The organism is Streptomyces sp. NPDC047117 (assembly GCF_040643545.1).
Lineage (GTDB): Bacteria > Actinomycetota > Actinomycetes > Streptomycetales > Streptomycetaceae > Streptomyces.
On the sequence record NZ_JBEYUN010000001.1, the window covers coordinates 436,272 to 459,657 of the forward strand.

General features: G+C 70.9%; 21 protein-coding genes and 1 pseudogene. 12 read left to right on the top strand and 10 right to left on the bottom strand.

Annotation, left to right across the window (positions count from 1 at the left end):
- Positions 1-176: 176 nt before the first annotated feature.
- Both ABZ840_RS02060 and ABZ840_RS02065 read left to right on the top strand, forming a co-directional pair.
- The gene (locus ABZ840_RS02060) at positions 177-1,577 is read left to right on the top strand and encodes a basic amino acid/polyamine antiporter (RefSeq protein WP_361552369.1); all 1,401 of its coding nucleotides are present in this window, start codon (positions 177-179) and stop codon (positions 1,575-1,577) included.
- A 64-nt stretch (positions 1,578-1,641) separates the two neighbouring features.
- Complete coding sequence (locus ABZ840_RS02065) at positions 1,642-2,898, top strand: arginine deiminase (RefSeq protein WP_361552372.1); 1,257 nt, start codon at positions 1,642-1,644, stop codon at positions 2,896-2,898.
- 47 nt (positions 2,899-2,945) lie between these two features.
- On the opposite strand, the gene ABZ840_RS02070 is transcribed toward ABZ840_RS02065, so the two are convergent.
- Positions 2,946-3,311, bottom strand: coding sequence for a darcynin family protein (locus ABZ840_RS02070; protein WP_361551724.1), 366 nt, complete (start codon positions 3,309-3,311; stop codon positions 2,946-2,948).
- Positions 3,312-3,433: 122 nt separating this feature from the next.
- Here ABZ840_RS02070 and ABZ840_RS02075 point away from each other — a divergent pair, with 122 nt between their 5' ends.
- Complete coding sequence (locus ABZ840_RS02075) at positions 3,434-4,372, top strand: LysR family transcriptional regulator (RefSeq protein ID WP_361551727.1); 939 nt, start codon at positions 3,434-3,436, stop codon at positions 4,370-4,372.
- 8 nt (positions 4,373-4,380) lie between these two features.
- On the opposite strand, the gene ABZ840_RS02080 is transcribed toward ABZ840_RS02075, so the two are convergent.
- The 3 genes from ABZ840_RS02080 to ABZ840_RS02090 form a co-directional block, all read right to left on the bottom strand.
- Positions 4,381-4,554, bottom strand: coding sequence for a hypothetical protein (locus ABZ840_RS02080; RefSeq protein WP_361551730.1), 174 nt, complete (start codon positions 4,552-4,554; stop codon positions 4,381-4,383).
- Positions 4,551-5,897, bottom strand: coding sequence for an MFS transporter (locus ABZ840_RS02085; RefSeq protein ID WP_361552375.1), 1,347 nt, complete (start codon positions 5,895-5,897; stop codon positions 4,551-4,553). The genes ABZ840_RS02080 and ABZ840_RS02085 overlap by 4 nt, the downstream gene beginning before the upstream one ends.
- 64 nt (positions 5,898-5,961) lie before the next feature.
- Entirely contained in the window at positions 5,962-6,408 is a 447-nt protein-coding gene (locus ABZ840_RS02090; RefSeq protein WP_361551733.1) for a MarR family transcriptional regulator, read from the bottom strand.
- A gap of 499 nt (positions 6,409-6,907) precedes the next feature.
- Between ABZ840_RS02090 and lysA the strand changes: the two genes are divergently transcribed.
- Positions 6,908-8,242, top strand: coding sequence for a diaminopimelate decarboxylase (gene lysA, locus ABZ840_RS02095; RefSeq protein ID WP_361551736.1), 1,335 nt, complete (start codon positions 6,908-6,910; stop codon positions 8,240-8,242).
- 43 nt (positions 8,243-8,285) lie between these two features.
- Here the strand turns inward: lysA and ABZ840_RS02100 are convergent, their stop codons facing one another.
- Entirely contained in the window at positions 8,286-9,095 is an 810-nt protein-coding gene (locus ABZ840_RS02100; protein WP_361551739.1) for a LysR substrate-binding domain-containing protein, read from the bottom strand.
- A gap of 68 nt (positions 9,096-9,163) precedes the next feature.
- Here ABZ840_RS02100 and ABZ840_RS02105 point away from each other — a divergent pair, with 68 nt between their 5' ends.
- The 6 genes from ABZ840_RS02105 to ABZ840_RS02130 all read left to right on the top strand — a co-directional run bounded on the left by ABZ840_RS02105 (position 9,164) and on the right by ABZ840_RS02130 (position 15,201).
- The gene (locus ABZ840_RS02105) at positions 9,164-10,060 is read left to right on the top strand and encodes an NAD(P)H-binding protein (protein WP_361551742.1); all 897 of its coding nucleotides are present in this window, start codon (positions 9,164-9,166) and stop codon (positions 10,058-10,060) included.
- Entirely contained in the window at positions 10,057-10,746 is a 690-nt protein-coding gene (locus ABZ840_RS02110) for an SDR family NAD(P)-dependent oxidoreductase (protein ID WP_361551745.1), read from the top strand. Before ABZ840_RS02105 ends, ABZ840_RS02110 begins: the two co-directional genes overlap by 4 nt.
- Before the next feature lie 142 nt (positions 10,747-10,888).
- Complete coding sequence (locus ABZ840_RS02115; RefSeq protein WP_361551748.1) at positions 10,889-11,911, top strand: CopD family protein; 1,023 nt, start codon at positions 10,889-10,891, stop codon at positions 11,909-11,911.
- A 188-nt stretch (positions 11,912-12,099) separates the two neighbouring features.
- Complete coding sequence (gene helR / locus ABZ840_RS02120) at positions 12,100-14,283, top strand: RNA polymerase recycling motor ATPase HelR (protein WP_361551751.1); 2,184 nt, start codon at positions 12,100-12,102, stop codon at positions 14,281-14,283.
- 226 nt (positions 14,284-14,509) lie between these two features.
- Positions 14,510-14,917 (top strand): beta-ketoacyl synthase N-terminal-like domain-containing protein, encoded by a 408-nt coding sequence (locus ABZ840_RS02125; protein WP_361551754.1) that lies wholly within the window; start codon positions 14,510-14,512, stop codon positions 14,915-14,917.
- A 59-nt stretch (positions 14,918-14,976) separates the two neighbouring features.
- Positions 14,977-15,201 (top strand): hypothetical protein, encoded by a 225-nt coding sequence (locus ABZ840_RS02130; protein ID WP_361551757.1) that lies wholly within the window; start codon positions 14,977-14,979, stop codon positions 15,199-15,201.
- Positions 15,202-15,328: 127 nt separating this feature from the next.
- Here ABZ840_RS02130 and ABZ840_RS02135 read toward each other — a convergent pair whose 3' ends face one another.
- Positions 15,329-15,877: an FABP family protein gene (locus tag ABZ840_RS02135; protein WP_361551760.1), complete on the bottom strand. Its 549-nt coding sequence runs from the start codon at positions 15,875-15,877 to the stop codon at positions 15,329-15,331.
- 330 nt (positions 15,878-16,207) lie between these two features.
- Between ABZ840_RS02135 and ABZ840_RS02140 the strand changes: the two genes are divergently transcribed.
- Positions 16,208-17,695, top strand: a complete 1,488-nt coding sequence (locus tag ABZ840_RS02140; protein WP_361551763.1) for an MFS transporter — start codon at positions 16,208-16,210, stop codon at positions 17,693-17,695.
- Between the two features lie 64 nt (positions 17,696-17,759).
- Here the strand turns inward: ABZ840_RS02140 and ABZ840_RS02145 are convergent, their stop codons facing one another.
- On the bottom strand, positions 17,760-18,641 hold the full coding sequence (locus tag ABZ840_RS02145; protein ID WP_361551766.1) for a calcium-binding protein: 882 nt from the start codon (positions 18,639-18,641) through the stop codon (positions 17,760-17,762).
- Between the two features lie 269 nt (positions 18,642-18,910).
- Between ABZ840_RS02145 and ABZ840_RS02150 the strand changes: the two are divergent.
- Positions 18,911-19,075, top strand: a pseudogene (locus ABZ840_RS02150) (helix-turn-helix domain-containing protein); the annotation flags it as partial.
- 322 nt (positions 19,076-19,397) lie between these two features.
- Here the strand turns inward: ABZ840_RS02150 and ABZ840_RS02155 are convergent.
- The 3 genes from ABZ840_RS02155 to kdgD form a co-directional block, all read right to left on the bottom strand.
- The gene (locus ABZ840_RS02155) at positions 19,398-20,735 is read right to left on the bottom strand and encodes a gluconate:H+ symporter (RefSeq protein ID WP_361551769.1); all 1,338 of its coding nucleotides are present in this window, start codon (positions 20,733-20,735) and stop codon (positions 19,398-19,400) included.
- Between the two features lie 109 nt (positions 20,736-20,844).
- On the bottom strand, positions 20,845-22,191 hold the full coding sequence (gene gudD, locus ABZ840_RS02160) for a glucarate dehydratase (RefSeq protein ID WP_361551772.1): 1,347 nt from the start codon (positions 22,189-22,191) through the stop codon (positions 20,845-20,847).
- Positions 22,192-22,240: 49 nt separating this feature from the next.
- On the bottom strand, positions 22,241-23,161 hold the full coding sequence (gene kdgD / locus ABZ840_RS02165) for a 5-dehydro-4-deoxyglucarate dehydratase (RefSeq protein ID WP_361551775.1): 921 nt from the start codon (positions 23,159-23,161) through the stop codon (positions 22,241-22,243).
- Between the last annotated feature and the right edge of the window lie 225 nt (positions 23,162-23,386).

Here is a 23,386-nt window from a genome sequence, read left to right on the forward strand (position 1 = left end):
GGAACCGCCACGCCCGCGCCCTGAGGAATGAACGGCGACTTACCAGCAAACTGCTACAAAATGGGACGGCTCGCTCAGCGTCCGGGTGAGCCAGCAGTCACCGCCCGACCGAGAGGGACGACGTGTCGCAGGCCGCCACCACTGCCCCGGCGGCGGAATCCCCGCCGCCGGTCACACTGCCGCTCTTCACGCTCGCCACCATGGTGGTCGGCTCCATGGTGGGCGCGGGGGTGTTCTCCCTGCCACGGCGCTTCGCGGAGGAGACCGGGGTCGCGGGGGCGCTCATCGCCTGGGCCGTCGCGGGCACGGGCATGCTCATGCTCGCCTTCGTGTTCCAGTCCCTGGCGGTGCGCAGGCCCGACCTGGACGCCGGGGTCTACGCGTACGCGAAGGCCGGATTCGGCGAGTACCTGGGATTCTTCTCTGCGTTCGGCTATTGGGCCAGCGCATGCGTGGGCAATGTGACGTACTGGGTGCTGATCATGTCGACGATCGGCACCATCTGGTCCGCCCTCGGCGACGGCGACACCGCGCTGGCCGTGGTGCTCTCCTCGGCCGGCCTGTGGGCGTTCTTCCTGATGATCCGGCGCGGGGTGAAGGAGGCCGCCGCCATCAACAGGATCGTCACCGTGGCGAAGATCGTGCCCATCCTGGTCTTCATCGTCCTGGCGCTGGTCTACTTCAGGGCCGATGTGTTCGCCGACAACTTCGGCGGAGCCGACTACGCGGGATCCCTGTTCAGCCAGGTCCGGGGCACGATGCTCGCCACCGTCTTCGTCTTCCTCGGCGTGGAAGGTGCCAGCGTCTACTCGCGGCACGCCAGACGCCGGTCCGACGTCGGCAAGGCGACCGTTCTGGGATTCCTGAGCGTCTTCGCCATCTTCGCCTCGGTGACCATCGTGTCGTACGGGATCCTGCCCATGAGCGAGATCGCCGAGCTGCGTCAGCCGTCCATGGCGGGCGCCCTGGAGGCGGCGGTGGGCACCTGGGGCAAGGTGTTCATCAGCGTCGGACTGATCGTGTCGGTGCTCGGCGCTTACCTGGCCTGGACGCTGATGGCGGCCGAGGTGCTGTTCGTCGCGGCGAAGGACGACGACATGCCCCGCTTCCTGCGTCGGTCCAACCATGCGGATGTGCCGCTCCCCGCGCTGCTGATGACGACCGTGCTCACGCAGGTCGTCCTGGTCCTCACCGCGTTCTCGAACGATGCGTTCGACTTTGCGCTCGACCTCACCAGCGCCCTGTCGCTGATCCCCTACCTGCTGGCGGCCGGCTTCGCCGTCAAGATCGGCGCGAGCACCCAGCGTGGCACCGTCGGCGGCCGCACCTCGCGCGGCGAGCTCACCATCGCCGTCATCGCGACGCTCTACACGGCGTTCCTGGTGTACGCGGCAGGGCTGAGGTTCCTCCTGCTCTCCTTCATCTTCTACGCACCGGCCACCGTCCTGTTCGTGATGGCCCGCCGCGAGCAGGGCAGACGCCTCTTCTCCCCTCGTGAACTCGTCATTCTCGCCGTCTCCGTCATCGGTGCCGTGCTCGGCGTCATCGCGCTGGTCACCGGATGGATCGGCCTCTGACGTTCCGCGGTCCGGAGCGCCCCGCAATCCCCTGTCCCCCGCCCCCAGGAAGGCCACCGTGACTCTGCCGAGTACCCCGACCAGCTCCTCGTACGGCGTCCACTCCGAGGTGGGCAGGCTGCGCAAGGTCCTCGTCTGCGCGCCCGGGCTCGCGCACCGCAGGCTCACCCCGACCAACTCCGACGACCTGCTCTTCGACGACGTCATGTGGGTGGAGAACGCCCAGCGCGACCACGCCGACTTCGTCAACAAACTGCGCGAGCGCGGCGTCGACGTGGTCGAGCTGCACGAGCTGCTCGCCGAGACCATGGCGATTCCCGAGGCGAAGTCCTGGCTGCTGGACCGCAAGATCATCGCCAACCAGGTCGGGCTCGGCCTCATCGACGGCACCCTGGCCTTCCTGGACTCGCTGGAGCCGCGGCAGCTCGCCGAGTATCTGATCGGCGGCCTGGCCACCGCCGATCTGCCGGACGAATTCCGCTCGCCCTACATCGCGCTCGCCCGTGAATCGACCGGCGTCCGCGAGTACCTGATGCCGCCGCTGCCCAACACGCTCTACACCCGGGACACCACCTGCTGGCTCTACGCCGGCCTCACCCTCAACCCGCTGTACTGGCCGGCGCGCCACGACGAGACGCTCCTGATGAAGGCGGTCTACCGGTTCCACCCCGACTTCACGGACTCGGCCGTCTGGTGGGGAGATCCCGAACTCGACTGGGGCCAGGCCACGTTCGAGGGCGGCGACATCATGCCCGTGGGCCGCGGTGTCGTCCTCATGGGCATGAGCGAACGCACCTCGCGCCAGGCCATCACGCAGGTGGCCGCCGCACTGTTCGAGCAGGGCGCCGCCGAGCACGTCATCGTCGCCGGCATGCCCAAGCTGCGGTCCGCGATGCACCTGGACACGGTCTTCACCTTCGCCGATCGGGACATCGTCACCCTGTATCCCCAGATCATGGACTCGGTGCACACGTTCTCCCTGCGCCCCGGCGACAAGGCAACCGGCCTGCACCTCACCGACGAGGGCTCGACCCCGTTCGTCGACGTGGTCGCCAGGGCGCTCGGCCTGCCCCGCCTGCGGGTGATCGAGACGGGCGGTGACGTGTACGCCTCCGAACGCCAGCAGTGGGACAGCGGGAACAACGCCGTCGCCCTCGAACCCGGCGTCGTCTTCACGTACGACCGCAACACCCAGACCAACACCCTGCTCCGCAAGGCCGGCGTCGAGGTCATCACCATCGTCGGCGCCGAACTGGGCCGCGGGCGGGGCGGCGGCCACTGCATGACCTGCCCGATCGTCCGCGACCCGGTCGACTTCTAGAGCCTCGGTCGACTGCCGGTGCCCCGGTCGGCTTCCGCGGCGGTGCCTCAGGTGCTGATGGTGGTGACGGGGTCGAGACCGTACGTGCGGGCGTAGCCGTTCTCGGTGCCGACGAGGAGGTCGACGATCTCGAAGTAGCGGTCCCAGAAGGGGGTTTCCCGCAGCACGTCGATGAGGAGCTGGTAGGCGTTGTGGTCGTCGGCCTCCCAGACCCAGACGTCGGTGACGCGGGTGGAGTAGAACTCCGTGTCGTAGAAGCGGGACCGGACGCCGGTGGTCCTGGCCTTGATGGCGGGTACGACCTCGGTGGCGAAGGCGTTCACCCGCTCCTCGGGGGTCATGGCGAGCCACTCGGGTGTGGTCTTGATGAGCATGAACGCGGTGACGGGCGATGCGGTTTCCGCAGCGGACATGGTGGATTCCTCCGGATGACGGATGGCTGGCGGATGGGTACGCCCACATCCTGCGGAGGGCCGCGGTGTTGCCACAATGGGAACTTCAGCAACCCATCATTGCCTGAAGTGGAATAACACTGGTGAACAGCACAGAGCCGGTTATCGACGCCCATCTCGCTGTCGCGCTGGACGCCCTCCTGGCCGAGCAGAGCGTCACCCGCGCCGCCGCCCGACTGCACACCTCCCCCGCCGCCATGAGCCGCACGCTGGCCCGTCTCCGCCGCATACTCCAGGACCCCCTCCTGGTCCGGGCCGGACAGACCATGGTGCCCACTCCCCGGGCCGAGGCCCTGCGCGACGAGGCCGCCACCGTCGTACGCCGCCTCGGCGCGCTCCTCACCCCGGCCGGCGACGTGGACCCCGCCACACTGCGCAACACCTTCACTCTCCAGGCCGCCGACCTGGTCGGTGCGGCCCTCGCCACCGGCCTGCTGCGACTGGCCGCGGAGGAGGCACCGGGCGTCTCGTTGCGGTTCCGCGCCGAGGAGCTGGAGGCCGGTCCGGCGCTGCGCGACGGCCGTATCGACCTGGAAGTCGGATCCATCGAGCACGTCGACCCCGAAACCCAGGTCGAGGAGCTGGTCACCCTGCGAATGACGGCGGCCGTCCGGCCCGGCCACCCACTGACCGAACAGCCCCTGACCCCGGCCCGGTTCGCCGCCGCCGAACACGCCGTGGTCAGCCGCCGCGGCCGCTTCACCGGCCCCGTCGACGCCGCCCTCGCCGAGCACGGCCTGAGTCGCCGGGTCGCCGTCGTCCTGCCCGGCCACCTGGCCGCGCTGGCCCTCGCCGCCCGCAGCGACATCGTCGCGCTGGTCCCCGCCCCGCCCCACGGCGCCGGCCCCTCGCCCTTCTCCGGGGAGGCCACGCTCCTGGGCCTGCACCTCCTCGACATCCCCCTGCCACTGCCACCCCTGACCATCGGCATGGCCTGGCACCCCCGCCACAACGCCGACGGGGCACACCGCTGGCTCCGCGACGCAGTCCGCCGGACGCTCCTCTGCCAGACCCGGCCGTAGGGATGTGGTCAGTCGGCGGCCTGGAGGGTGGTGGAGAGGACGATGCCACCGGTGGAGACGCCGGCCAGGACGAGGTGACCGATGTCCTGGGCGGCGAGGCGGTTGCCCTGGATGTCCATGAGCAGGAGGGCGGTACGGGACACGGTGGTGCACTGCTTTCTTGTCGTGGGTGGTGCCTTCATGCGCGGGTGGCACCGTGCGCGGCCATCGGGCGGCCCAGCGTGCGGTCGAAGACGGTCAGCAGGAGGTACAGCACACCGGCGCCGAGCATGACCCAGGCGAGCTGGTGCATGCCGCCGGTGTCCGCGCGCCGGCCGAACGATGCGGCGGTCGCGGAGGAAGCGACCATGGAGCCGATGTACGCGAAGGTACGCAGCAGCCCGGCCGAGGAGGCGGTGCGTTCGGGATCGGCCTGGAAGTACACGGAGTTCTGCAGGGCCAGGTTGTTCAGCCCCTGCGGGACGCCGAAGACGAGGGCGATGAGGAGCAGCGTCCACAGCGGGCTCTGCCCGGTGAGCGTGAGCATCACCAGGCAGGCGACGATCTGTCCGGCCGCGCCGACCAGCAGCTTCCCGCGTACGCCCGCGCACCGCCCGGACACGATCGAGACACCGATCGCCAGCAGGAACATGGGGATCTGCACCAGTCCGGCGTGGAAGGGCGTCAGCCCGTACCCTTCCTCGGTCCACTGGCTGAAGCCGTAGAGGAAGGCGTAGGCGACGACGTAGGCGACGAGCGCACGTCCGTAGGTGGCCAGGAGTGGTGTGTTGCCGCCGAGTACCCGCAGGTCGATGAAGGGGGAGGCGGCCCGCAGCTCCCGCACGGCGAAGGCGGCTCCCGCGGCGGCGGCGATCACCAGCAGGTACCAGTCGCGCACGTGCAGGTTCATCAGGAACAGCAGCAGTGAGACGAGCATCGCGGCGAACAGGCCCATGCCGGGCAGGTCGAGCTGGGCAGCGAGCCGGCCACGCTGCGGGGACTCGCCCGTACCGGCCGACTTGGGCAGCCGCCACAGGCCCAGCAGCACGGCCGCGACGGCCAGCGGCACGTTCAGCGCGAAGGTGGTGCGCCAGCCGCCCACCGCGATCAGCAGGCCGCCCAGCAGCGGGCCGATGACGGCGATGGTCTGGTTGGCCACTGCCAGCCCCGTCAGCACCCCGCCGGGGCTGTCCCGTCCGGTGCGTTCGGCGTCGCTGCGCAGCAGTGCCATCGCGGCGGGGTAGCCGGCGCAGGTGCCGAACCCGAGCAGGACGCGCGCGGCGATCAGCACGGCGAGGTTGGGCGCCAGGGCGCCGACGATGCCGGCGACGCCCACGAGACCGGTGCTGAGGAGGAACAGCCTGCGCGGTCCGAAGATGTCGATGAGCCGTCCCACTGCGGGCTGCCCGAGCGAGGTGGCCAGGTAGAGGGCAGAGACGAGCCACGCGGTCTGCGAGGTGGGCGCGCCCAGGGCGTCGCCGATGGGGACGAGCGCGACGGAGATGATCGTCGAGTTGATCGGGTTCAGGACCGAGCCCAGCATCATCGGCGGCAGCAGCCGCCGGTCGAAGCCCGGCTCGTCCGTCGCTCTCCTGGCGTCCGTCCCCGGTTCAGTCACGGGTCAGCCGCTCCAGTACGGCCATGGTGGCGATCACGGCGCGGCGTTCTTCTTCCGTGCACTTGTCCTGCAGTTGGCCGGCGAGCCACTCCGTCCTGGCCTGCCGCCCCTCCGCCACCCGACGCCGCCCCTCCGCGGTGAGCGCGATGAGCAGGCGCCGTCCGTCGTCCGGGTCGGGGCTGCGTTCCACCAGCCCCCGCGCAGCGAGCGAGGCGACCGTGGCCGTCATCGACTGGTGCCGCACCCCCTCGCCGGCGGCCAGCTCACTGGCCGTGACGCCCGGCTTGTCGGACAGGCGGGCCAGCACGGTCGCCTGGCTCAGGGTGAGGTCCTCGGCCTCGGACGCGTTCAGAATGCGGCGCCGCAAGCGGCTGATGACCGCGCGGACCTCGCGCGACGCCTGAACCGCCGAGGGCGACAGGCTCGGGTTCTCGCTCATGCTTCCACGCTAACTTCTACAGGCATAGCTGTACAGCTTTACCTGCACAACAGTGACCACGAGACACCCCGAGGCGGCACCGTCAGGGAGATGTCAATGTCGCCGGGCCGGGCGACAAGATGGCGTTAGGGCCGGATACGCATGCGGAGCCGCGTATCGCCTGGTCAAGCACCCGGCCTCACCCTGCTGCTCTCGGGACCGCTGCTGAGCTGGGCATACGGGTGTCGCTCCGGCCCGCCGGCCGTCGGGCACCCGCGACCGCCCGGTGCTATGCAGGCAGTAGGACATGCCCTGCGGTGTGGCCGGCGGCAGGATCGAGTGCAGGAGGCGCGCATCATGACCGACTGGAGGATGCAAGGGCGCCCCGCCGAACCGTCAGCAACGCGTCAGTGTGCGTCCGGTGCGCCGGCACCGCGGGCATAGCCTTTTCGGGGCCCCGGCCTCCCCGCCCCTCCCCCGCCGGGGCCCTTCCTTCCACACCTCATGCAGGAGCGTCGTCATGACCACCGTAGATGTCGCTCTCCACGCGTCCCGCGCCGACGAGTCGTCCGTGTGGCCCGCCTCCACCGTCCCATTGCCGTGCGGCGGCCTCGCGGTGGGCGGTGTGCCCCTCGCCGAGGCGGCCCGCGCCTTCGGCACCCCGGTGTGTCTGCTGGACGAGGCCGAGGTCCGGGACCGCTGCCGCATGTACGCACATGCCTTTCCCGATGCCGACATCCACTACGCCGCGAAGGCGTTCCTCTGCCGGGCCATGGCCCGCTGGGTGGCCGAGGAGGGCCTGGGCCTGGATGTCTGCTCGGCGGGCGAGCTGGAGGTCGCGGTCGCGGCGGGCGTTCCGCCGGAGCGCATCATCCTGCACGGCAACGCCAAGAGCCCGGAGGATCTGAGCGTCGCGCTGCGGGTCGGCGTGGGCCGCGTCACCATCGACAATCTGTCGGAGGTCACCCGGCTGGCGGCGGCCGTCGGCATCCACGACGAGCCCGTCAAAGTCCTGGTCCGCGTCGTGCCCGGCGTCAGCGCCGGCGCGCACGAGAAGATGCGTACCGGCACCGGACCCCAGAAGTTCGGCCTCTCGGTGACCGACGGCAGCGCACAGCACGCCATCGCCCGCGTCCTCGCCCGGCCCGAGCTGGAACTGACCGGCCTGCACTGCCACCTGGGCTCGCAGATCACCAGCGTCAAGCCCTACCTCACGGCGGTGCGCCGCATGGTCGGGCTCATGTCCCGCATCCACCGCTCCTACGGCTGCACCACGCGCGAACTGGACCTGGGTGGCGGGCACGGCATCCCGTACCGGCCGGAGGAGACCGCCCTGGACATCACGGCGCTCGCCCGCACACTGCGCACCGAGATGTCCGAGGGCTGCGCGGCCGTCGGCCTGCCCGTACCCCGGCTCCTCATCGAACCGGGCCGGGCCGTCGTCGGACCCGCCGGCGTCGTCGTCCACCGGGTGCTCAGCGTCAAACACACCGAGGCACGCGCCTTTGTCGCCGTGGACGGCGGCACGAGCGACAACCCCCGCCCCGCGCTCTACGGTGTGCGCTGCACACCGCGCCTGGTCGGCCGGCTCTCGCTCGCCGAGCCCACGCGGGTGACCGTGGTCGGCCGGCACTGCGAAGCGGGCGACATCCTGGCCTCGGACGTGCAGCTGCCCGGCGACCTCCGCCCGGGCGACCTCCTCGCCGTACCGGCCGCCGGCGCTTACCACCTGTCCATGGCCTCCGCCTACGACCTCGTCGGCCGCCCACCGGTGGTCGCCGTCGCGGACGGCAAGGCCCGTCTGCTGGTACGCCGGGAAACCCTGGACGACCTCAGCGTCCGCGACGTCGGATGACGGGCCTCTCTCCCACTGCCGCCCCTCCCCCGCCACCGACCGCTCACCCCTGCCGCAGCGTCGCCGTAGCGATCTCCAGGAAGTCGCGGAGGAGTTTCTCGCGCCGGTCGGCGGGGGCGGCCAGGCAGGCCTCGACCTCCGGCGCGTCCGTGACGGGCAGGTGGACGAGGTCGGGGCGGGAGTAGGCCCGCGCGACGCTCTGCGGGACGAGCGCGATGCCGTGCCCGGAGGCGATGAGTTCGAACTTCTCCTCAAGGGAGGACGTGCGCCGGGTCGGTGCGTCGAGCATGCGCACACCGTCGAGGTCCGCGGAAGTGAGCTTCTCGCGTCCCGCCAGTGGGTGCGTCGACGGCATGCAGGCGAGCCTCGGCTCGCGGCCGATGGGGATGAGGTGCAATCCCGCCTCGTCGAACGGCCGCCTGATGTACGCGACTTGGGCTCGACCGTCCCGGAGGGGCGCGTCCTGCTCCCACCAGCGCACCGGGACCACGTCGGTTTCGACCTCCGGGTGGCGCGAGGTGAAGGCGCGTATCGCATCGGAGACATGCAGCCCCGGGGAGAAGGCGACTACGAGCCGTTGGGTGCCCCTGCCGATGTCGTGCACGCGCCGCACCGCGGCGCCGACGGTCGCGAGGATGGTCTGCGCCTCCTCGTAGAGCTGCTTCCCGGCGGCGGTCAGCTCCACGCTGCGAGTGCTCCGCACGAGCAGGGTGCACTCCAACTCCTGCTCGAAGGCCCGGATTTGGCGGCTGAGGACCGGCTGGGCGATGTAGAGCTGCTCTGCCGCCCGGCCGAAGTGGCGGTGCTCGGCGACCGCGACGAAGTAGCGGAGCTTACGCAGATCGAGGTCCATGCCCTCAAGGTATCAATCGCCAGGAAGGGTATTGGACGCCGTAAATGAACGCCCCCGAGACTCACCACATGATCGTCATCACTACTCCCACCGGCCGGATCGGCGGCCGACTCCTGGACATCCTGCTCAATGAATCCCCCACGTGCGGCGATGAGTTGCGCGTCATCGTGCGCGACCCCGCCCGGCTCCCCGACGCGGTACGCGAACGCGTCGACATCGTCACCGGTTCGCACGGCGACACCAAGGTCGTCGACCGGGCCTTCGCCGACGCGGACGCCGTCTTCTGGGTGGCCCCGTCAGCCGCACGGCCGCCGAGCCTGGACGACATGTACTCCGGCTTCACCCGCGCCGCCGCGAAGGCGTTCACCACTCACGGAGTCGGCCACGTGGTCGGCGTCTCGGCGCTCGGCCGCGGCACCTCCGTGGCCGGCCGCGCCGGACACGTGACGGCGTCGCTGGCCATGGACGACCTCATCGCCGGCACGGGCGTGGCCTACCGGGCGCTCGCCAACCCGACCTTCATGGACAACCTGCTGGGGCAAGCGGCCTCGATCCGCGACAACGGCGTGTTCACCCAGACCTTCGCCGCCGACCGCGCAGCGCCACTGGCCGCCACCCGGGACATCGCCGCGGCCGCCGCCGGCCTGCTGCTCGACCGCTCGTGGACGGGGACCGGCGAGGTCCCGGTACTGGGGCCCGAGGACCTCTCGCCGAACGACATGGCACGCATCATGTCCGACGTGCTCGGCCGCCCGATCCGCTACCAGCGGCAGTCGCTCGACGGGTTCCGCGCCGCACTCACCGGGAGCGGGGCCGGGGACGCCCTCGTGACGGGCTACGTCGACATGATGCGCGCCAAGGACGACGGCCTCGACGACGGTGTGCGGCGCACCCCTGAGACCGCGAGCCCGACAACCTTCCGCGAGTGGTGCGAGAAGACCCTGAAGCCGGAGGTGCAGGCATGAGCACGAAGACCGCTCTCATCATCGGGGCGTCCCGCACCCTCGGGCTCGGCCTCGCCACCCAATACGCGCACCGCGGCTGGGACGTCATCGGCACCGTACGCGGCGACGAGCGCACCGGCCTCCATGACCTGGCCGAGGCGTCCGGGGGCCGCGTCACGGTCGAGTCGCTGGACATGACGCAGCCGGAAGAGATCGCCGCACTGCGCGAGCGGCTGGCGGAACGCACCCTCGATCTGCTGTTCGTCAACGCCGGCATCACGCGGGGCAACCTCCCGATCGGCGACGTCCCGACGGAGATGTTCGTCGAGGTCATGGTCACCAACGCGCTCAGCCCGATGCGTGTGATCGAGTCCTTGCGGTCCCTGGTCACGCCGGCCGGGACCATCGGCGTCATGTCGTCGCGCCAGGGCAGTGTCGGCTTCAACACCAGGGGCGGTCAGGATGTCTACCGCGCCAGCAAGTCCGCGCTGAACCAGCTGATGCGCAGCTACGCCGTACGGTACGCCGACGCCGCGCACACTCTGCTGCTCATGTGCCCCGGCCACGTACGCACCGAACTGGGCGGGCCGGACGCACCGCTGACCATCGAGCAGTCAGTCCCCGGTGTGGCGGACACGATCGACCGCCACAGCGGCGAGCGGGGCCTGAAGTACCTGAACCACCGGGGCGAGACCGTGCCCTGGTAGCGGCCATCGGAGTGGCCACGCCTCACCGGCTGTCCGAAAACCTCCCCCGGACAGCGCAACAGCACGCGGAACCCACCTCCGGCCAGCATTATTGTCATCTGCAATGGTTTGTACGTGACGACAGGTATCCGGGGTGCCCGCCATGCGTCCGTCCACCACAACGACAGGTGACAGAGCCGTACCGGCGGTCACCCCGGCGCCGGTCCGTACCGGCGCCGGACGCTCCGTGGCCCTGCTCGTACTGTTCACGGTCGCCACGGTCATGTCGCTGGTGGGCCCGCAAGCCGCACTGCACGGCACGGGAGAGGCCGCGGCTCCCGGAGCCCATTGGGTCACACTGCTCCGCTGGCTGCTGTTCGCCGCGGTGAGTGTGCAGGTCGGCGAGGCGATCGCACCGTGGCTGGCGCGACGCATCCCCCGGGCGCCCGCGCCGCTGCCACGCGGCTGGTCCACGTCGGCAGCGCTGGTCGGTGCCCTGGCCGCGACGGGACTCGCCCTGATCGTCGCCGCCGGCAACCTCGTCCCGTACCGGCTCGCCGACATGGACCTCGCCGATCTCTACCGCACACGGGACGGGCTGCTGGCCCTGCTGAGTGTGGATGCCTTCCTCGTGGCGGCGCTGCTCGCGCGCTCGCGCCGCCCCGCGGCGCAGGCGCTGCCGCTGGCCGCGATCGCCGTGGCCGAGGCACTGCGCGCGCACCCGACCACCGAGGACAGCCCGCTCCTCGGCTCGGCCCTGACCCTGGTCCACTTCACCTGTGCCGCGCTGTGGGTGGGTGGCCTTCTCCACGTCCTGCGCATGGTGCGGGTGTGGCGTGCGATGGAGCCGGCAGCCGGTGCGGAGCTGCTCGCCCGGTACGCGCGCGGCGCCGCGGGCCTGCTCATCGCGCTCACCGTCACCGGCGTGTGCAGCACGCTGCGGCGGATGCCGCCCGGCACGGTCCTGGACCAGCTCACAAGCACCGCCTACGGCCGCACTCTGCTGGTCAAACTGCTGCTGGTCGCGGTGGCGAGCGTACTGGCGCTGTGCGCACGCCGCCGGCTCCGGCACGCCGCCGACCCGCTCACGGCCTGCACGCCCGCCCGCTTCGAGGTCTTCACACTCGGGCTGACGGTGGCGGTCACGGCGCTCCTCACCGCCCTGCCGGTACCGATCCGCTGGTAGCCGAAACCAAGGCTACGAGCCCGGCCGCGAGGCGAAAAAACGAAAGGCAAGGAGGTGTACCCAGTCCTTGCCACTCTCAACTTATAGCGCACTGGGGGGCTTGCGGCAAGGCCCTCTCCGTGGTGCACAATCGCGGGCCGATGCGAGAAGTGAACAGAAATGGGGGGACTCACGAAGTGAGTGCGCTTTTGAGGTCTTACGGGGAGCCGCGCGGCGGCACCAGCGCGTTCCACCTGCCCGACCGTCTCTCCCACAAGGCCGACCCGGCGCTGATCGACGCCGATGAGCAGCACTTCGCGGCCATCGCGGAGAGCCTTGAGCAGTCGATCGCCGAACTGTCCGACCGCCTGGACGCCGAGCGCAGGGCGCCCGGCGGCGTCGGCCGGGCGGCGATGGACCGGGACGCGGAGATCCACCGGCTGTCCGGCCGCCTGCGTGCCCTGCGCCGCTTCGGGCTGGACCTGTGCCTGGGGCACATCGTCAGTGCGGACAGCCCCGAGCCCGTGTACATCGGACGCCTCGGCCTCACCGACAGCACGGGGCGCCGGCTGCTGCTCGACTGGCGCTCGCCCGCGGCCGAGCCGTTCTTCGCGGCGACCCACGCCAACCCGATGGGTCTGGTGAGCCGCCGCCGGTACCGGTGGACCCGCGGCCTGGTCAGCGACTACTGGGACGAGGTCTTCACCGCCGACGGGCTCGAAGGGCATGCCGCGCTCGACGACCAGTCCGCTTTCATCGCCAGCCTGGGCAGCAACCGGTCCGACCGCATGCGCGACGTGCTCGCCACCATCCAGGCCGACCAGGACGCCATCATCCGCGCGGGCTCGCAGGGCGCGCTCGTCGTCGACGGCGGCCCCGGTACGGGCAAGACCGTCGTCGCGCTGCACCGCGCCGCGCACCTCCTCTACTCCGACCCGCGCCTCGGTCACCGCCGGGGCGGTGTCCTGTTCGTCGGCCCGCACCAGCCGTACCTGGCCTACGTCGCCGACGTGCTGCCCAGCCTCGGCGAGGAGGGCGTACGGACCTGCACCCTGCGCGACCTCGTCGCGGAGGGAGCAGCAGCGGCGACCGAGGCCGACCCGCGCGTGGCCCTGCTGAAGTCGTCAGCGGACATGGTGAAGGCGATCGAGCCGGCCGTCGGCATCTACGAGGAACCGCCCACCGAGGGCATGACGGTCTCCAGCCACTGGTCCGACATCTGGCTGAGCCCGGCGGACTGGGCGGTGGCGTTCGATGCGGTGGAACCCGGTACGCCGCACAACGAAGCACGCGACCAGATCCGCGAGGAGCTGCTGACGATCCTGATGGACAAGGACGACAGTGACGCGCCGCCCGAACTGCTGCGCCGCTCGCTGTCGCAGGACCGGGAGCTGATCCGGACCCTCAACCGCGCGTGGCCGATGCTCGAAGCGAGCGACCTGGTCGGAGATCTGTGGTCGGTACCCGCTTACCTGCGCAAGTGTGCCCCCTGGCTCAGCCGCGAGGACGTACGGAGGCTCCAGCGCGCGGACGCCCAGGCCTGGACGGTGTCCGACCTGCCGCTCCTGGACGCGGCACGGCAGCGGCTCGGCGATCCGGAGGCGTCGGTACGCAAACGCCGGCACGAGGCCGCCGTCGCCGCTGAACGGGCACGCAGGGCCGATGTCATCGCCAACATCCTGCAGGACACCGAGATCGACGAGAGCCAGGGCGCGGTGGGGATGCTGCGCGGTCAGGACCTGCAGGACACCCTGATCGACGAGGACGCACTGCCCGGCGCCGACCCGGAACCGCTCGCCGGCCCGTTCGCGCACATCATCGTGGACGAGGCGCAGGAACTCACCGATGCCGAGTGGCGGATGCTGTTGCAGCGCTGCCCGTCCCGCAGCTTCACGATCGTCGGCGACCGCGCCCAGGCCCGGCACGGCTTCGCGGAGACGTGGGAGGAACGGCTCGCCCGCGTCGGGCTCGACCGCGCCACCGTGGCCTCCCTGAGCATCAACTACCGTACGCCGGAAGAGGTGATGGCCGAGGCCGAGCGCGTCATCCGCACCGCACTCCCGGACGCCAACGTACCGACCTCCCTCCGCGGCAGCGGCATCCCCGTCGTCCACGGATCCGTTGCGGACCTGGATACGACCCTCGACAGCTGGCTCGCCGCGCACGCGGAAGGCATCGCGTGCGTCATCGCCACCGGAGACATCGGCGAGGGCACGGTCCGGGCTGCGCCCCGCGTCCGGTCACTCACCCCGGAACTGTCCAAGGGCCTGGAGTTCGACCTGGTCGTCCTCATCGACCCCGAGTCGTTCGGCAACGGCATCGAAGGAGCCGTCGACCGCTACGTCGCCATGACCCGCGCGACCCAGCAGCTCGTCATCCTGACGACCGAATGATTCCGGAATGCCGTCGAAACGTTTTCCCACTCGGACCGACAAAAGGAATTCCGTAGGGAATCACATCGCACCCGGCAGGGGAACGCGGACTCGCTCGCCGGGGAATGATGGACACGCGCGTACGAGAGTTGTCCACTGTTCCAGCGAAGTGTTTTCCCGTCGGGTTTCTCGATGGCGCACGTCGCCAGGCGCGCACCAAGCGATCCCTTACGCGAGGTGCGCCCTTATGGATGCACGAAAAGAGACGACCGATTTTGCCGCCGACCGGACTGCGGGGGCGGTGGCCGTGGTCGGCGTGGGGTGCAGACTGCCCGGTGGGATCGCGTCGCTCGGGGACCTGTGGGAAGCGTTGGGCCAGGGCCGTGACCTGGTGGGAGAGGTGCCTGCCGACCGGTTCGACGCGACCCGCTTCGTTGCGCGGCAGCGGGGGCGGGAGGGGAAGGCGTACACCGGCGCGGGCGGCTTCCTCACGGACGCGGCCGCCTTCGACGCGGAGGAGCTGAGCGGGACGGGGCTGCCCGCCCGGGTCCGCGAACCGAGCGGGACCGGGCCGCTGCCCCCGCCCCGCTCGGGGACACCCGACAAGGGGACCGGTGGTGCCGATGCGCCCCGGAACCACCGGACGGGTGCGTGAATTCCGGGGCGACAGAAGGGAGAAAGTGGGTATAAGGGGGGTGACACCGGGGGGTGCGCATGAGCGCGTTCAAGAGGTACACAACATGGCGCAGGCTCGTCGCCGCGGTGGCCGCGGTGGTCGCCGGGGTCTTCATCGCGGCCTTCCTTCTGGCCACCATCGGCGCCCTGAATTCGCCCAAGGGTACGAAACCGACCTCGCCGAGCAACGACCCGTTCTGGCCGCCCCAACCGATACCCACGCCACCGGCCCCGCCGCCGCCACCGTTGACCGTCTACCGCTGAGATTGACCGTTCACCCGGCGACGAGGACGCCGTACACGGCCAGGTCGCAGACTCCGAGTACGAGGCCACGGCGGCCGGCAGCGTGGGACGGCGGCGCGCGCCGAAGCGCCCGCCGTCGCCCCGGCTTCTAGCCCTCGCGCCGGCGGCGCAGTTGCGCCGAGAGGTGGTGTTGCAATGGCCGGCCGACCGCTGCCAGGTCGTGGACGAAGTCGAGGGTGTCCGCGTCGGTCAGGGTGTAGCGGCGGCGGGTGGCGGTGACGTCCTTGGCGGTGGGGGTGAGCGCCACCTGATGGGTGGCGAGGTCGACGGTTCCGCCGTCCGCCCGGCCCACCAGGATCTCCGCGATTCCGGTGGGCTGAGTGATCAGCGCTTCCACCCGCCCCTCGGGCTGGATCCGCCACCAGCCGGTTTCCCGGGCCGCCGGGCGCAGCGGAGCGCCCTCGGCGTCGAGCAGCCAGGCCCGGGCCTCGTACGAGAGGAAGGGCCGGCCGTCGTGGCTGAAGGTGACCTCCTGCGCGTACGTGAAGTCCTCGGCGAGCGTCGGATACTCGCCGCTCCCCCGGCCGGCCCAGGTGCCCAGCAGCCCGGCCACCGGGGCGAGCAGCGCGTGCGGCGCAGGCGCGTCGTCCGGGTCGAGGGCGTCGGGGTAGGGGAGTTTCCGGGCGGGGACGGTCATGAGGTGCGCTCCTGGGTCGGGGCCGTTGCCGGGTGCAGCCTAGGGCGTCGGCGGGCGGCAAGCTGGGCCACCACCCCTCGGAGGACGGCACCCGCACGGCGTGTCGGACCATGGCGTCGAGGACGTGCGCGGCCGGAGCCGGTCGCCGCGGGGCTGCACGCACAGCCCTCGCTCCGTCCGCGGCCGTCGCCCCGCCCCGTCCCGCCCGCACTGTGACCACTCAGATGACCGATATGCGGACACCCGTGTGGCCGGATCCGACCGGAGCCTACGATTCCGCCGTCCGTCCTTGGTCCGCCGTACGTCCCTGATCTGCACCGGAAGGCGCCCGTGAGCCCCACTTCTCCCCTGCCCGCCAGTACGTCGCCGGAGACGGCGTCCGGCACGGTGCTGATCCGTTCGGCGGCCGACGTCTCCGATCTGGTCAATTCGGGCACGGCACGCGGCCGGCACGCCAGGATGATCGTGATCATCGCGCTCGGCGGCATCTTCCTCGACGCGTACGACCTGAGCTCTCTCGCGTACGGGCTGCCCGACATCACGAAGGAGTTCGGTCTCAGCTCCGCGATGGCCGGGCTGGTCACCGCGTCGATCAGCGTCGGCTCGCTGCTGGGTGCCCTGCTCGGCGGCTGGCTGGTGGACCGCATCGGCCGCTACCGGGTCTTCATGGCCAACATGCTCTTCTTCGTCGTCACCGCGCTGGTGTGCGCGGTCGCGCAGGACGCGTGGACGCTGATCTCCGCGCGCTTCGTGATGGGCATCGGCGTCGGCATGGACATCCCGGTCGCCATCGCGTTCCTCGCCGAGTTCTCGCGGCTGCGGGGCAAGGGCAGCAAGGGGTCGCGCACGGCCGCCTGGTCGCCCGCCTGGTACGCCGCGACCAGCGGCTGCTACCTGGTGATCATGCTGCTGTACTTCGTCCTCCCGGACGCACAGCTGGGCTGGCTCTGGCGGTTCACCGTCGGCTTCGGCGCGGTGCCCGCACTGGTCGTACTGCTGCTGCGCCGGCGCTACATGAACGAGTCCCCGACCTGGGCCGCCGACCAGGGCGACCTGGAGAGCGCGGCGAAGATCCTGCGGCAGTCGTACGGCGTGGACGCGCGCGTCGCCGACGATGTGCCGGCCAACACGCCCCGCCCGCCGCGGCCCGGACCGGCCTCGTACGCGCGGCTCTTCACGCCGCCGTACCGTGCGCGCACGATCCAGTCGGTGACGGTCGGCATCGCCGAGACCTTCGGTTACAACGCGGTCGCCTTCGGTCTGCCGATCATCATCGCGACGCTGATGACCCAGGGCCCGCTGACCACGATCGCGTCGTCCTTCGCCCTGAACCTCGTCTTCGCCCTCACCGGCGGGCTGCTCGGCATCCGCTGGGCGTCGACGAAGGGCGCCTGGCCGATGATGTCGCTGGGCTTCGCGATCCAGCTCGTCGCCATCGTGGTGCTCGGCCTCATCGGGGCGCCGTCCGGGACGGCCGTGGTGACGGCGGGGATCCTGATGCTCGGCGCGTTCATGTTCGCCCAGGGGTTCGGCCCCGGCGCGCACATCATGAGCTACGCGTCGCTGGGCTTCCCGACCTCGATGCGCGGCGTCAGCATCGGCTTCAACCAGGCCGTACTGCGGCTCGGTTCGACCCTGACGCTGTTCTTCTTCCCCATCCTCAGCACCGGCCTCGGCACGGACGTGTACTGGGTCATCCTCGCCGCGCCCGTCCTCGGCCTGATCGCGCTGCTCGTGAAGCGCTGGGAGCCGGTCGGCTTCGACGCGGACGCGGAGGAGCGGGCCCTGGCCGGGACCGGGGCGGCCGCCCGGAGCTGACCTCCGCCGACCATCGCCCGGGGCGCATCCCACGCCCCGGGCGAGTTGTTTTTCGCGGGTGGTCTCAGTCCTGGTACACCTTGTTGGTGCCCGGGCCGCCCGAGAGGGTGTCCTTGCCCCGGCCGCCGTACAGCACGTCGTCGCCGCTGTTGCCGTACATCGTGTCGTTGCCGTCCTCGCCGTACAGCTTGTCGTTGCCCCGGCCACCGTAGACCTCGTCGTTCTCCGACCCGGCGTGCAGGATGTCGTGGCCGTCGTCGCCGTACAGCGCGTTGATGTCGCCGGTCCCGGTCAAGGAGTCGTTGCCCGCACCGCCGCGGCAGATGTACTGGCAGGCGCCCGTGACGATGTCGTCGCCGGTGCCGCCGTCGGCACCGAGACCGTCGCTGCCGTCGATGCGGTCGTTGCCGTCCCCGCCGTCGTACTGGGTCTGTCCGGTGCCCTTGAGGACGTCGTTGCCCGCTCCGCCGGAAATCGCGCCGATGGCGCCGGAGTCGGAGGCGACCGTCGCTCTGTCGTCGCCGTCGCCGAGGTCCACCTCGTAGTCCGTCGAGTCGTCGGAGCCCAGCGGCTCGGGGACCGTGCACTGCACGACGGTGTGGTCGGCGGCGGAGGGGTACACGCAGTCGTCCCATTCGGCCGCGCTCGCGTCGATGGCCATGCCGGCCCGGTCGCGGAAGGTGATGAGGTAGTCGCCGCCGAACTCGGAGGGGTCGACGTCGATGCCCTCGGTGGTGACGTTCAGCTCGTTCTTCTGGCCGTCGGCGGCCTTGTACCGGACCGCACCGTCGTCGTGGACGAGGGTGGCCTGTCCGGCTGCGGGTGCGGCGGACGCCTGGGCGGCGGGCGCGATGAGGACGAACGCGCTCAAGGCGAGGCCGGCGGTGGCGGTGGCCGTGGCGGCGAGGAATCCGCCCTTGCGCGTGGTGAATCCGTGCTTACGCATGCAGAGCTGCCCTTTCGCGGAGCTGATGGCGATTGTCCGGTGTTTCCGATCACCGACTCAGACAGCGCCTCAAGGGCGTCGGTTGCGCCGAACTGCCTCACGAGTCACAGGAGTTGGAGAATTCACCTCGACGCTTCCCGGTGTTCCGCCGGAGTGCGCCGGAAGGCAGCCGCAGGAATGCGCTCCGCGGTGCCGCCATCACCCGACGTAAAGTGAGGGGATGGGCACGACCACGGAGACCCGATCGCTGCCGGCGCTCGGGCCGGGTGCGCTGGATCGCCGCGGTCCGCGCACAGCATGCGGTCGCGCTGCTCGCCCGGGGCTGGGACGTCGAGGCCGTCGCGGAGCGGGTGGGCTACCGGTCGGCGAGCGCCTTCGGCGCGGCCTTCCGGCGGACGACGGGGCCCACGCCGGGTACGTTCCGGGCGCACTGACCAGGCCCTGCCCGACCGGGAACAGAGGACACCGACCGGCCTCACGCGGCATCCGGGTACGCCACCACGGGCGCGATCTCGCTCAGGGTGTCGCCGTCGGCCTGATCGCCTTCGCGACCGCGGCGATGAGGTGGATGAGACAGGGCGCGCCGAGTCGGAGATCCCGATGCCGATCAGGATGAGCCGGGTGCCGACCACACCGTCCCGGAACGCGCGGCCGAGTGGGACCTTCAGGAGGCGATGCGCTGGCTGACCGGCAGTCTGAACAGCACCACCTGGGCGGACGGCGTCGGCACGTAGGCGGGCCGACGCCGTCCCGGCGCTACACCCCCAGCGCGCCGAGCGCCGCGTCCATCGCGAAGACAGCGCCGAGGCCGAGGACGGCGAGGACCGTCGTATAGGTGGTCCGGGCCTTGATGGCGTCCAGGACGGACAGGTTGAAGTACTCCTTGAACATCCAGAACCCCGGGTCGTTGACGTGGGAGAAGGCGATGGAGCCGCAGGACACCGCGAGGACCATCAGTTCCGGGTGGGTGCCGCTGCCGGCGACGAGCGGTGCCGCGATGCCGGCCGCCGTGGTCACCGCGACCGTCGCCGAGCCGAGGGCGATCCGCAGGATCGCCGCGATCAGCCAGGCCAGGAGGATCGGCGAGATGGTCCAGCCGTGCGTGAGCTCCTTGATGTAGTCGGCGATCCCACCTTCCACCAGGACGTTCTTGAAGGCCCCGCCGGCACCGATGACCAGCAGGATCATCGCCATGGCCTTGGCGGCGTCGCCGCAGGAGGCCGCCACGTCCCCCAGCGAGCGGCCGATGCGCGGCCCGAACGCCCAGGCCGCCAGGACCAGGGTGAGCAGCAGGGCGACCGGGGCCGAGCCGAGGAAGGCGACCAGCGGCATGCCGGCGTGGTGTTCGCCGATGACCATCTCGGCCACCGAGGCGCCCGCGATGAGTACGACGGGGAAGAGTGCGACCGACAGGGACCAGCCCATGCCGGGCATCTCCTCGTCGGTGAACGCGCGGTCGCTGACGAGCCCCTTCGGGATGGACGGGTTCATCCGGCGGACGAAGGCGAGCCGGGGCCACAGCAGCGCGATGAGCGCACCGGCCGGGACGGCGATGAACAGGCCGAAGAAGAGGGTCTTGCCGATGGAGGCGTCGAAGGTGGCGGCGACGGCGGTCGGGCCGGGGTGCGGGGGCAGGAAGCTGTGCATCGTGGACAGCGCGATGGACATCGGCAGGCCGATCCACAGCAGGTTCTTGCCGGTCACCCGGACCAGGGTGAAGGCCACCGGCACAATGATCACGAAGGCCACTTCGTAGAACATGGTGACGCCGATGAGCATGGCCGTGACCACCATGGCGACCTGGACCCAACGGTCGCCGAAGCGGTCGGCCATCGTCGTCGCGATCCGCTGGGCCGCACCGGAGTCGCCCATCACCCGGCCGACCATCGCGCCGAGCCCGATGACGAGCATGGTGTCGCCTATCTGGCCGCCGACACCTTCGCTGAGTACGTCGGGGATCGTCTCCAGGTCGATTCCCCGGATGACTGCCACGGCCACCGCGACCAGCAACAGAGCGATGAACCCGTTGAGCTTGAGCCGGGTCATCAGGAAGAGCAGCGCCACCACGCTGAGCGCCACGACGAGCAGGGGCATATCACTTCTCCCTTGAAGTGATGCCGGGATGCGGACCGCCGGAGCCGATGCCCCGCCGGCCCGGAATCCCGGGTGGTGAGTGGAGGGAAAGGCTGTGCCCGCGGGGCGGTCAGCGGACGAGCGCCGGCTTCTTCGGGTCGAACTCCCAGCCGGGCAGGAGGTACTGCATGCCCGCGGCGTCGTCGCGACCGCCGAGGCCGAGGCGGTGGTACAGCTCCTCGGCCGCGGCCACGCGGTCCAGGTCGAGTTCGACGCCGAGGCCGGGACGGTCGGGCAGGGCGATGGCACCGTCGCGGATGGCGAGCGGCTCGCGGGTCAGATGCTGGCCGTCCTGCCAGATCCAGTGCGTGTCGATCGCGGTGATGTCGCCGGGCGCGGCGGCGGCGACGTGGGTGAACATCGCCAGGGACACATCGAAGTGGTTGTTGGAGTGCGAACCCCAGGTCAGTCCCCATGCGTCGCAGAGCTGAGCGACGCGCACCGAGCCGTTCATGGTCCAGAAGTGCGGGTCGGCGAGCGGGATGTCGACGGCGTCGGCCTTGATCGCGTGGCCGAGCTGCCGCCAGTCCGTCGCGATCATGTTGGTCGCCGTGGGCAGTCCGGTGGCGCGGCGGAACTCGGCCATGGTCTCGCGTCCGGAGTAGCCGCCCTCGCCGCCGCAGGGGTCCTCGGCGTACGCGAGGACGTCGCGCAGCCCGCGCCCGATCTCAATGGCGTCCCGCAGCGGCCAGGCGCCGTTGGGGTCGAGGGTGACGCGTGCCTCGGGAAAGCGCTCGGCGAGGGCGGTGACGGCCGCGGCCTCCTCGGGGCCGGCCAGCACGCCGCCCTTGAGCTTGAAGTCCTGGAATCCGTACCGCTCCTGGGCGGCCTCGGCGAGCCGGACGACGGCCTCGGGGGTGAGTGCCTCCTCGTCGCGCAGCCGCAGCCAGGCGTCGGCGGCGTCCTTGTCATGGCGGTAGGGCAGATCGGTGCGGCCGCGGTCGCCGACGTAGAAGAGGTAGCCGAGGACCGGGACGCTGGTGCGCTGTACGCCTTCGCCCAGCAGTGCTGCGGTGGGCACACCGAGGTGCTGTCCGAGCAGGTCGAGCAGTGCCGACTCCACGGCGGTCACCGCGTGCACGGTGACCCGCAGGTCGAAGGTCTGGGCCCCGCGACCGCCCGCGTCGCGGTCGGCGAAGCACTCGCGTATCGCGCGCAGTACGGCGTGCGGGTCCCCGACGGACCGGCCGACGACCAGGTCGCGGGCCTCCTCCAGGGTGGTGCGGATGCCCTCTCCACCGGGCACCTCGCCGACGCCGGTGCGGCCCTCGGAGTCGGTGAGCAGCACCAGGTTGCGGGTGAAGTAGGGGGCGTGCGCGCCGCTGAGGTTCAGCAGCATGCTGTCCTGTCCGGCGACCGGGATGACGCGCATCGCCGCGACGACGGGCGTACCGGTGGGAGGTGTGCTGGTGTTCATGATGCGGTGCCTTTCGGAGCGGGGTGCGGCGGGTGTGCGCGGCGGCGGCTCAGCCGCCGATACCTCGGATGAGGGCGGTGAGCTGCGCCATCTCCGCCGGCTCCAGGTCGGTCAGCGGCGGCCGGACGGGCCCTGCCGGGTGGCCGGTGATCTGCATGCCCGCCTTGACGATGCTCACCGCGTAGCCCGGCTTGCGGTCGCGGATCCGCGTGTAGGGGAGGACGAAGTCGTGGAGCATCCGCAGCACGTCGGCCCGGCGGCGGTCCCGGACGGCGGCATAGAAGTCGAGCGCGAACTCCGGCAGGAAGTTGAAGAGGGCCGAGGAGTAGGTCGTCATGCCGACTTCGAGGAGCGGCAGGGCGTACGTCTCGGCCGTCGGCAGGCCGCCGATGCAGGTCAGGCGCTCGCCCACGAGGGCGTGGAGACGGGTGAGGGGATCGATGTCCCCGACGCCGTCCTTGAACCCGATCAGGTTGGGACAGCGCTCGGTGAGGCGGGCGACGGTGTCCGGAGCATAGACGGCGTTGGACCGGCTGTACACGATCACACCGAGGCCGGTGGCCCCGCAGACCGCCTCGACGTGTGCGGCGAGGCCCTCCTGCGAGGCTTCGGTGAGGTACGGCGGGAAGAGGAGCAGGCCGTCGGCGCCGGCGCGCTCGGCGGCCTCGGCGAACTCGACCGCGGTGGTGGTGCCGTATCCGGCGGGGGCGATGATCGGGGTACCCGCCGGCGCGCTGTCGACGGCGGCGGTGACGACCCGTGCCACCTCTGCCGGGGTGAGTGAGAAGAACTCACCGGTGCCGCCGGCCGCGAAGAGCCCGGCCACGTCGTACTTCCCGAGCCGGGCGATGTTCGTGCGGTACGCGTCCTCGTCGAACGAGCGGTCCTCGGGCCTGAAGTGTGTCACCGGGAAGGACAGCAGGCCGGAACCGAGGCGGCGGCCCAGTTCGGCAGGGGTGCGGTCGGTCATGGCAGGAGGCTCCTGGGTTGCGCGGAGACGTGCGGCTCACGCGGCTTCCCGGTGCTGGGCGTGGCCTGCCCACGACTTCCGGAACTTCCGGGCGGGCGGGGGCGATGGCCCGTGTCCCGGACGGAAGCCGCTTCGATTGCTGGCCGGAACGTTAAGAGCCTGTTGCGATGCGGGTCCAACACCATTTCGGCATGCTGCGATACCCGGGGCGCATCGTGCGGAGCG

What these genes read in the sequence shown, in the direction of transcription:
- ABZ840_RS02145 (WP_361551766.1), bottom strand. Translation starts at nt 18,641, where the DNA reads ATGCGTAAGCACGGATTCACCACGCGCAAGGGCGGATTCCTCGCCGCC.
- ABZ840_RS02135 (WP_361551760.1), bottom strand. Translation starts at nt 15,877, where the DNA reads ATGACCGTCCCCGCCCGGAAACTCCCCTACCCCGACGCCCTCGACCCG.
- kdgD (WP_361551775.1), bottom strand. Translation starts at nt 23,161, where the DNA reads ATGACCGACCGCACCCCTGCCGAACTGGGCCGCCGCCTCGGTTCCGGC.
- ABZ840_RS02115 (WP_361551748.1), top strand. Translation starts at nt 10,889, where the DNA reads ATGCGTCCGTCCACCACAACGACAGGTGACAGAGCCGTACCGGCGGTC.
- ABZ840_RS02080 (WP_361551730.1), bottom strand. Translation starts at nt 4,554, where the DNA reads ATGAAGGCACCACCCACGACAAGAAAGCAGTGCACCACCGTGTCCCGT.
- ABZ840_RS02100 (WP_361551739.1), bottom strand. Translation starts at nt 9,095, where the DNA reads ATGGACCTCGATCTGCGTAAGCTCCGCTACTTCGTCGCGGTCGCCGAG.
- ABZ840_RS02085 (WP_361552375.1), bottom strand. Translation starts at nt 5,897, where the DNA reads ATGATGCTGGGCTCGGTCCTGAACCCGATCAACTCGACGATCATCTCC.
- lysA (WP_361551736.1), top strand. Translation starts at nt 6,908, where the DNA reads ATGACCACCGTAGATGTCGCTCTCCACGCGTCCCGCGCCGACGAGTCG.
- ABZ840_RS02125 (WP_361551754.1), top strand. Translation starts at nt 14,510, where the DNA reads ATGGATGCACGAAAAGAGACGACCGATTTTGCCGCCGACCGGACTGCG.
- ABZ840_RS02110 (WP_361551745.1), top strand. Translation starts at nt 10,057, where the DNA reads ATGAGCACGAAGACCGCTCTCATCATCGGGGCGTCCCGCACCCTCGGG.
- ABZ840_RS02130 (WP_361551757.1), top strand. Translation starts at nt 14,977, where the DNA reads ATGAGCGCGTTCAAGAGGTACACAACATGGCGCAGGCTCGTCGCCGCG.
- gudD (WP_361551772.1), bottom strand. Translation starts at nt 22,191, where the DNA reads ATGAACACCAGCACACCTCCCACCGGTACGCCCGTCGTCGCGGCGATG.
- ABZ840_RS02090 (WP_361551733.1), bottom strand. Translation starts at nt 6,408, where the DNA reads ATGAGCGAGAACCCGAGCCTGTCGCCCTCGGCGGTTCAGGCGTCGCGC.
- ABZ840_RS02105 (WP_361551742.1), top strand. Translation starts at nt 9,164, where the DNA reads ATGATCGTCATCACTACTCCCACCGGCCGGATCGGCGGCCGACTCCTG.
- ABZ840_RS02070 (WP_361551724.1), bottom strand. Translation starts at nt 3,311, where the DNA reads ATGTCCGCTGCGGAAACCGCATCGCCCGTCACCGCGTTCATGCTCATC.
- ABZ840_RS02155 (WP_361551769.1), bottom strand. Translation starts at nt 20,735, where the DNA reads ATGCCCCTGCTCGTCGTGGCGCTCAGCGTGGTGGCGCTGCTCTTCCTG.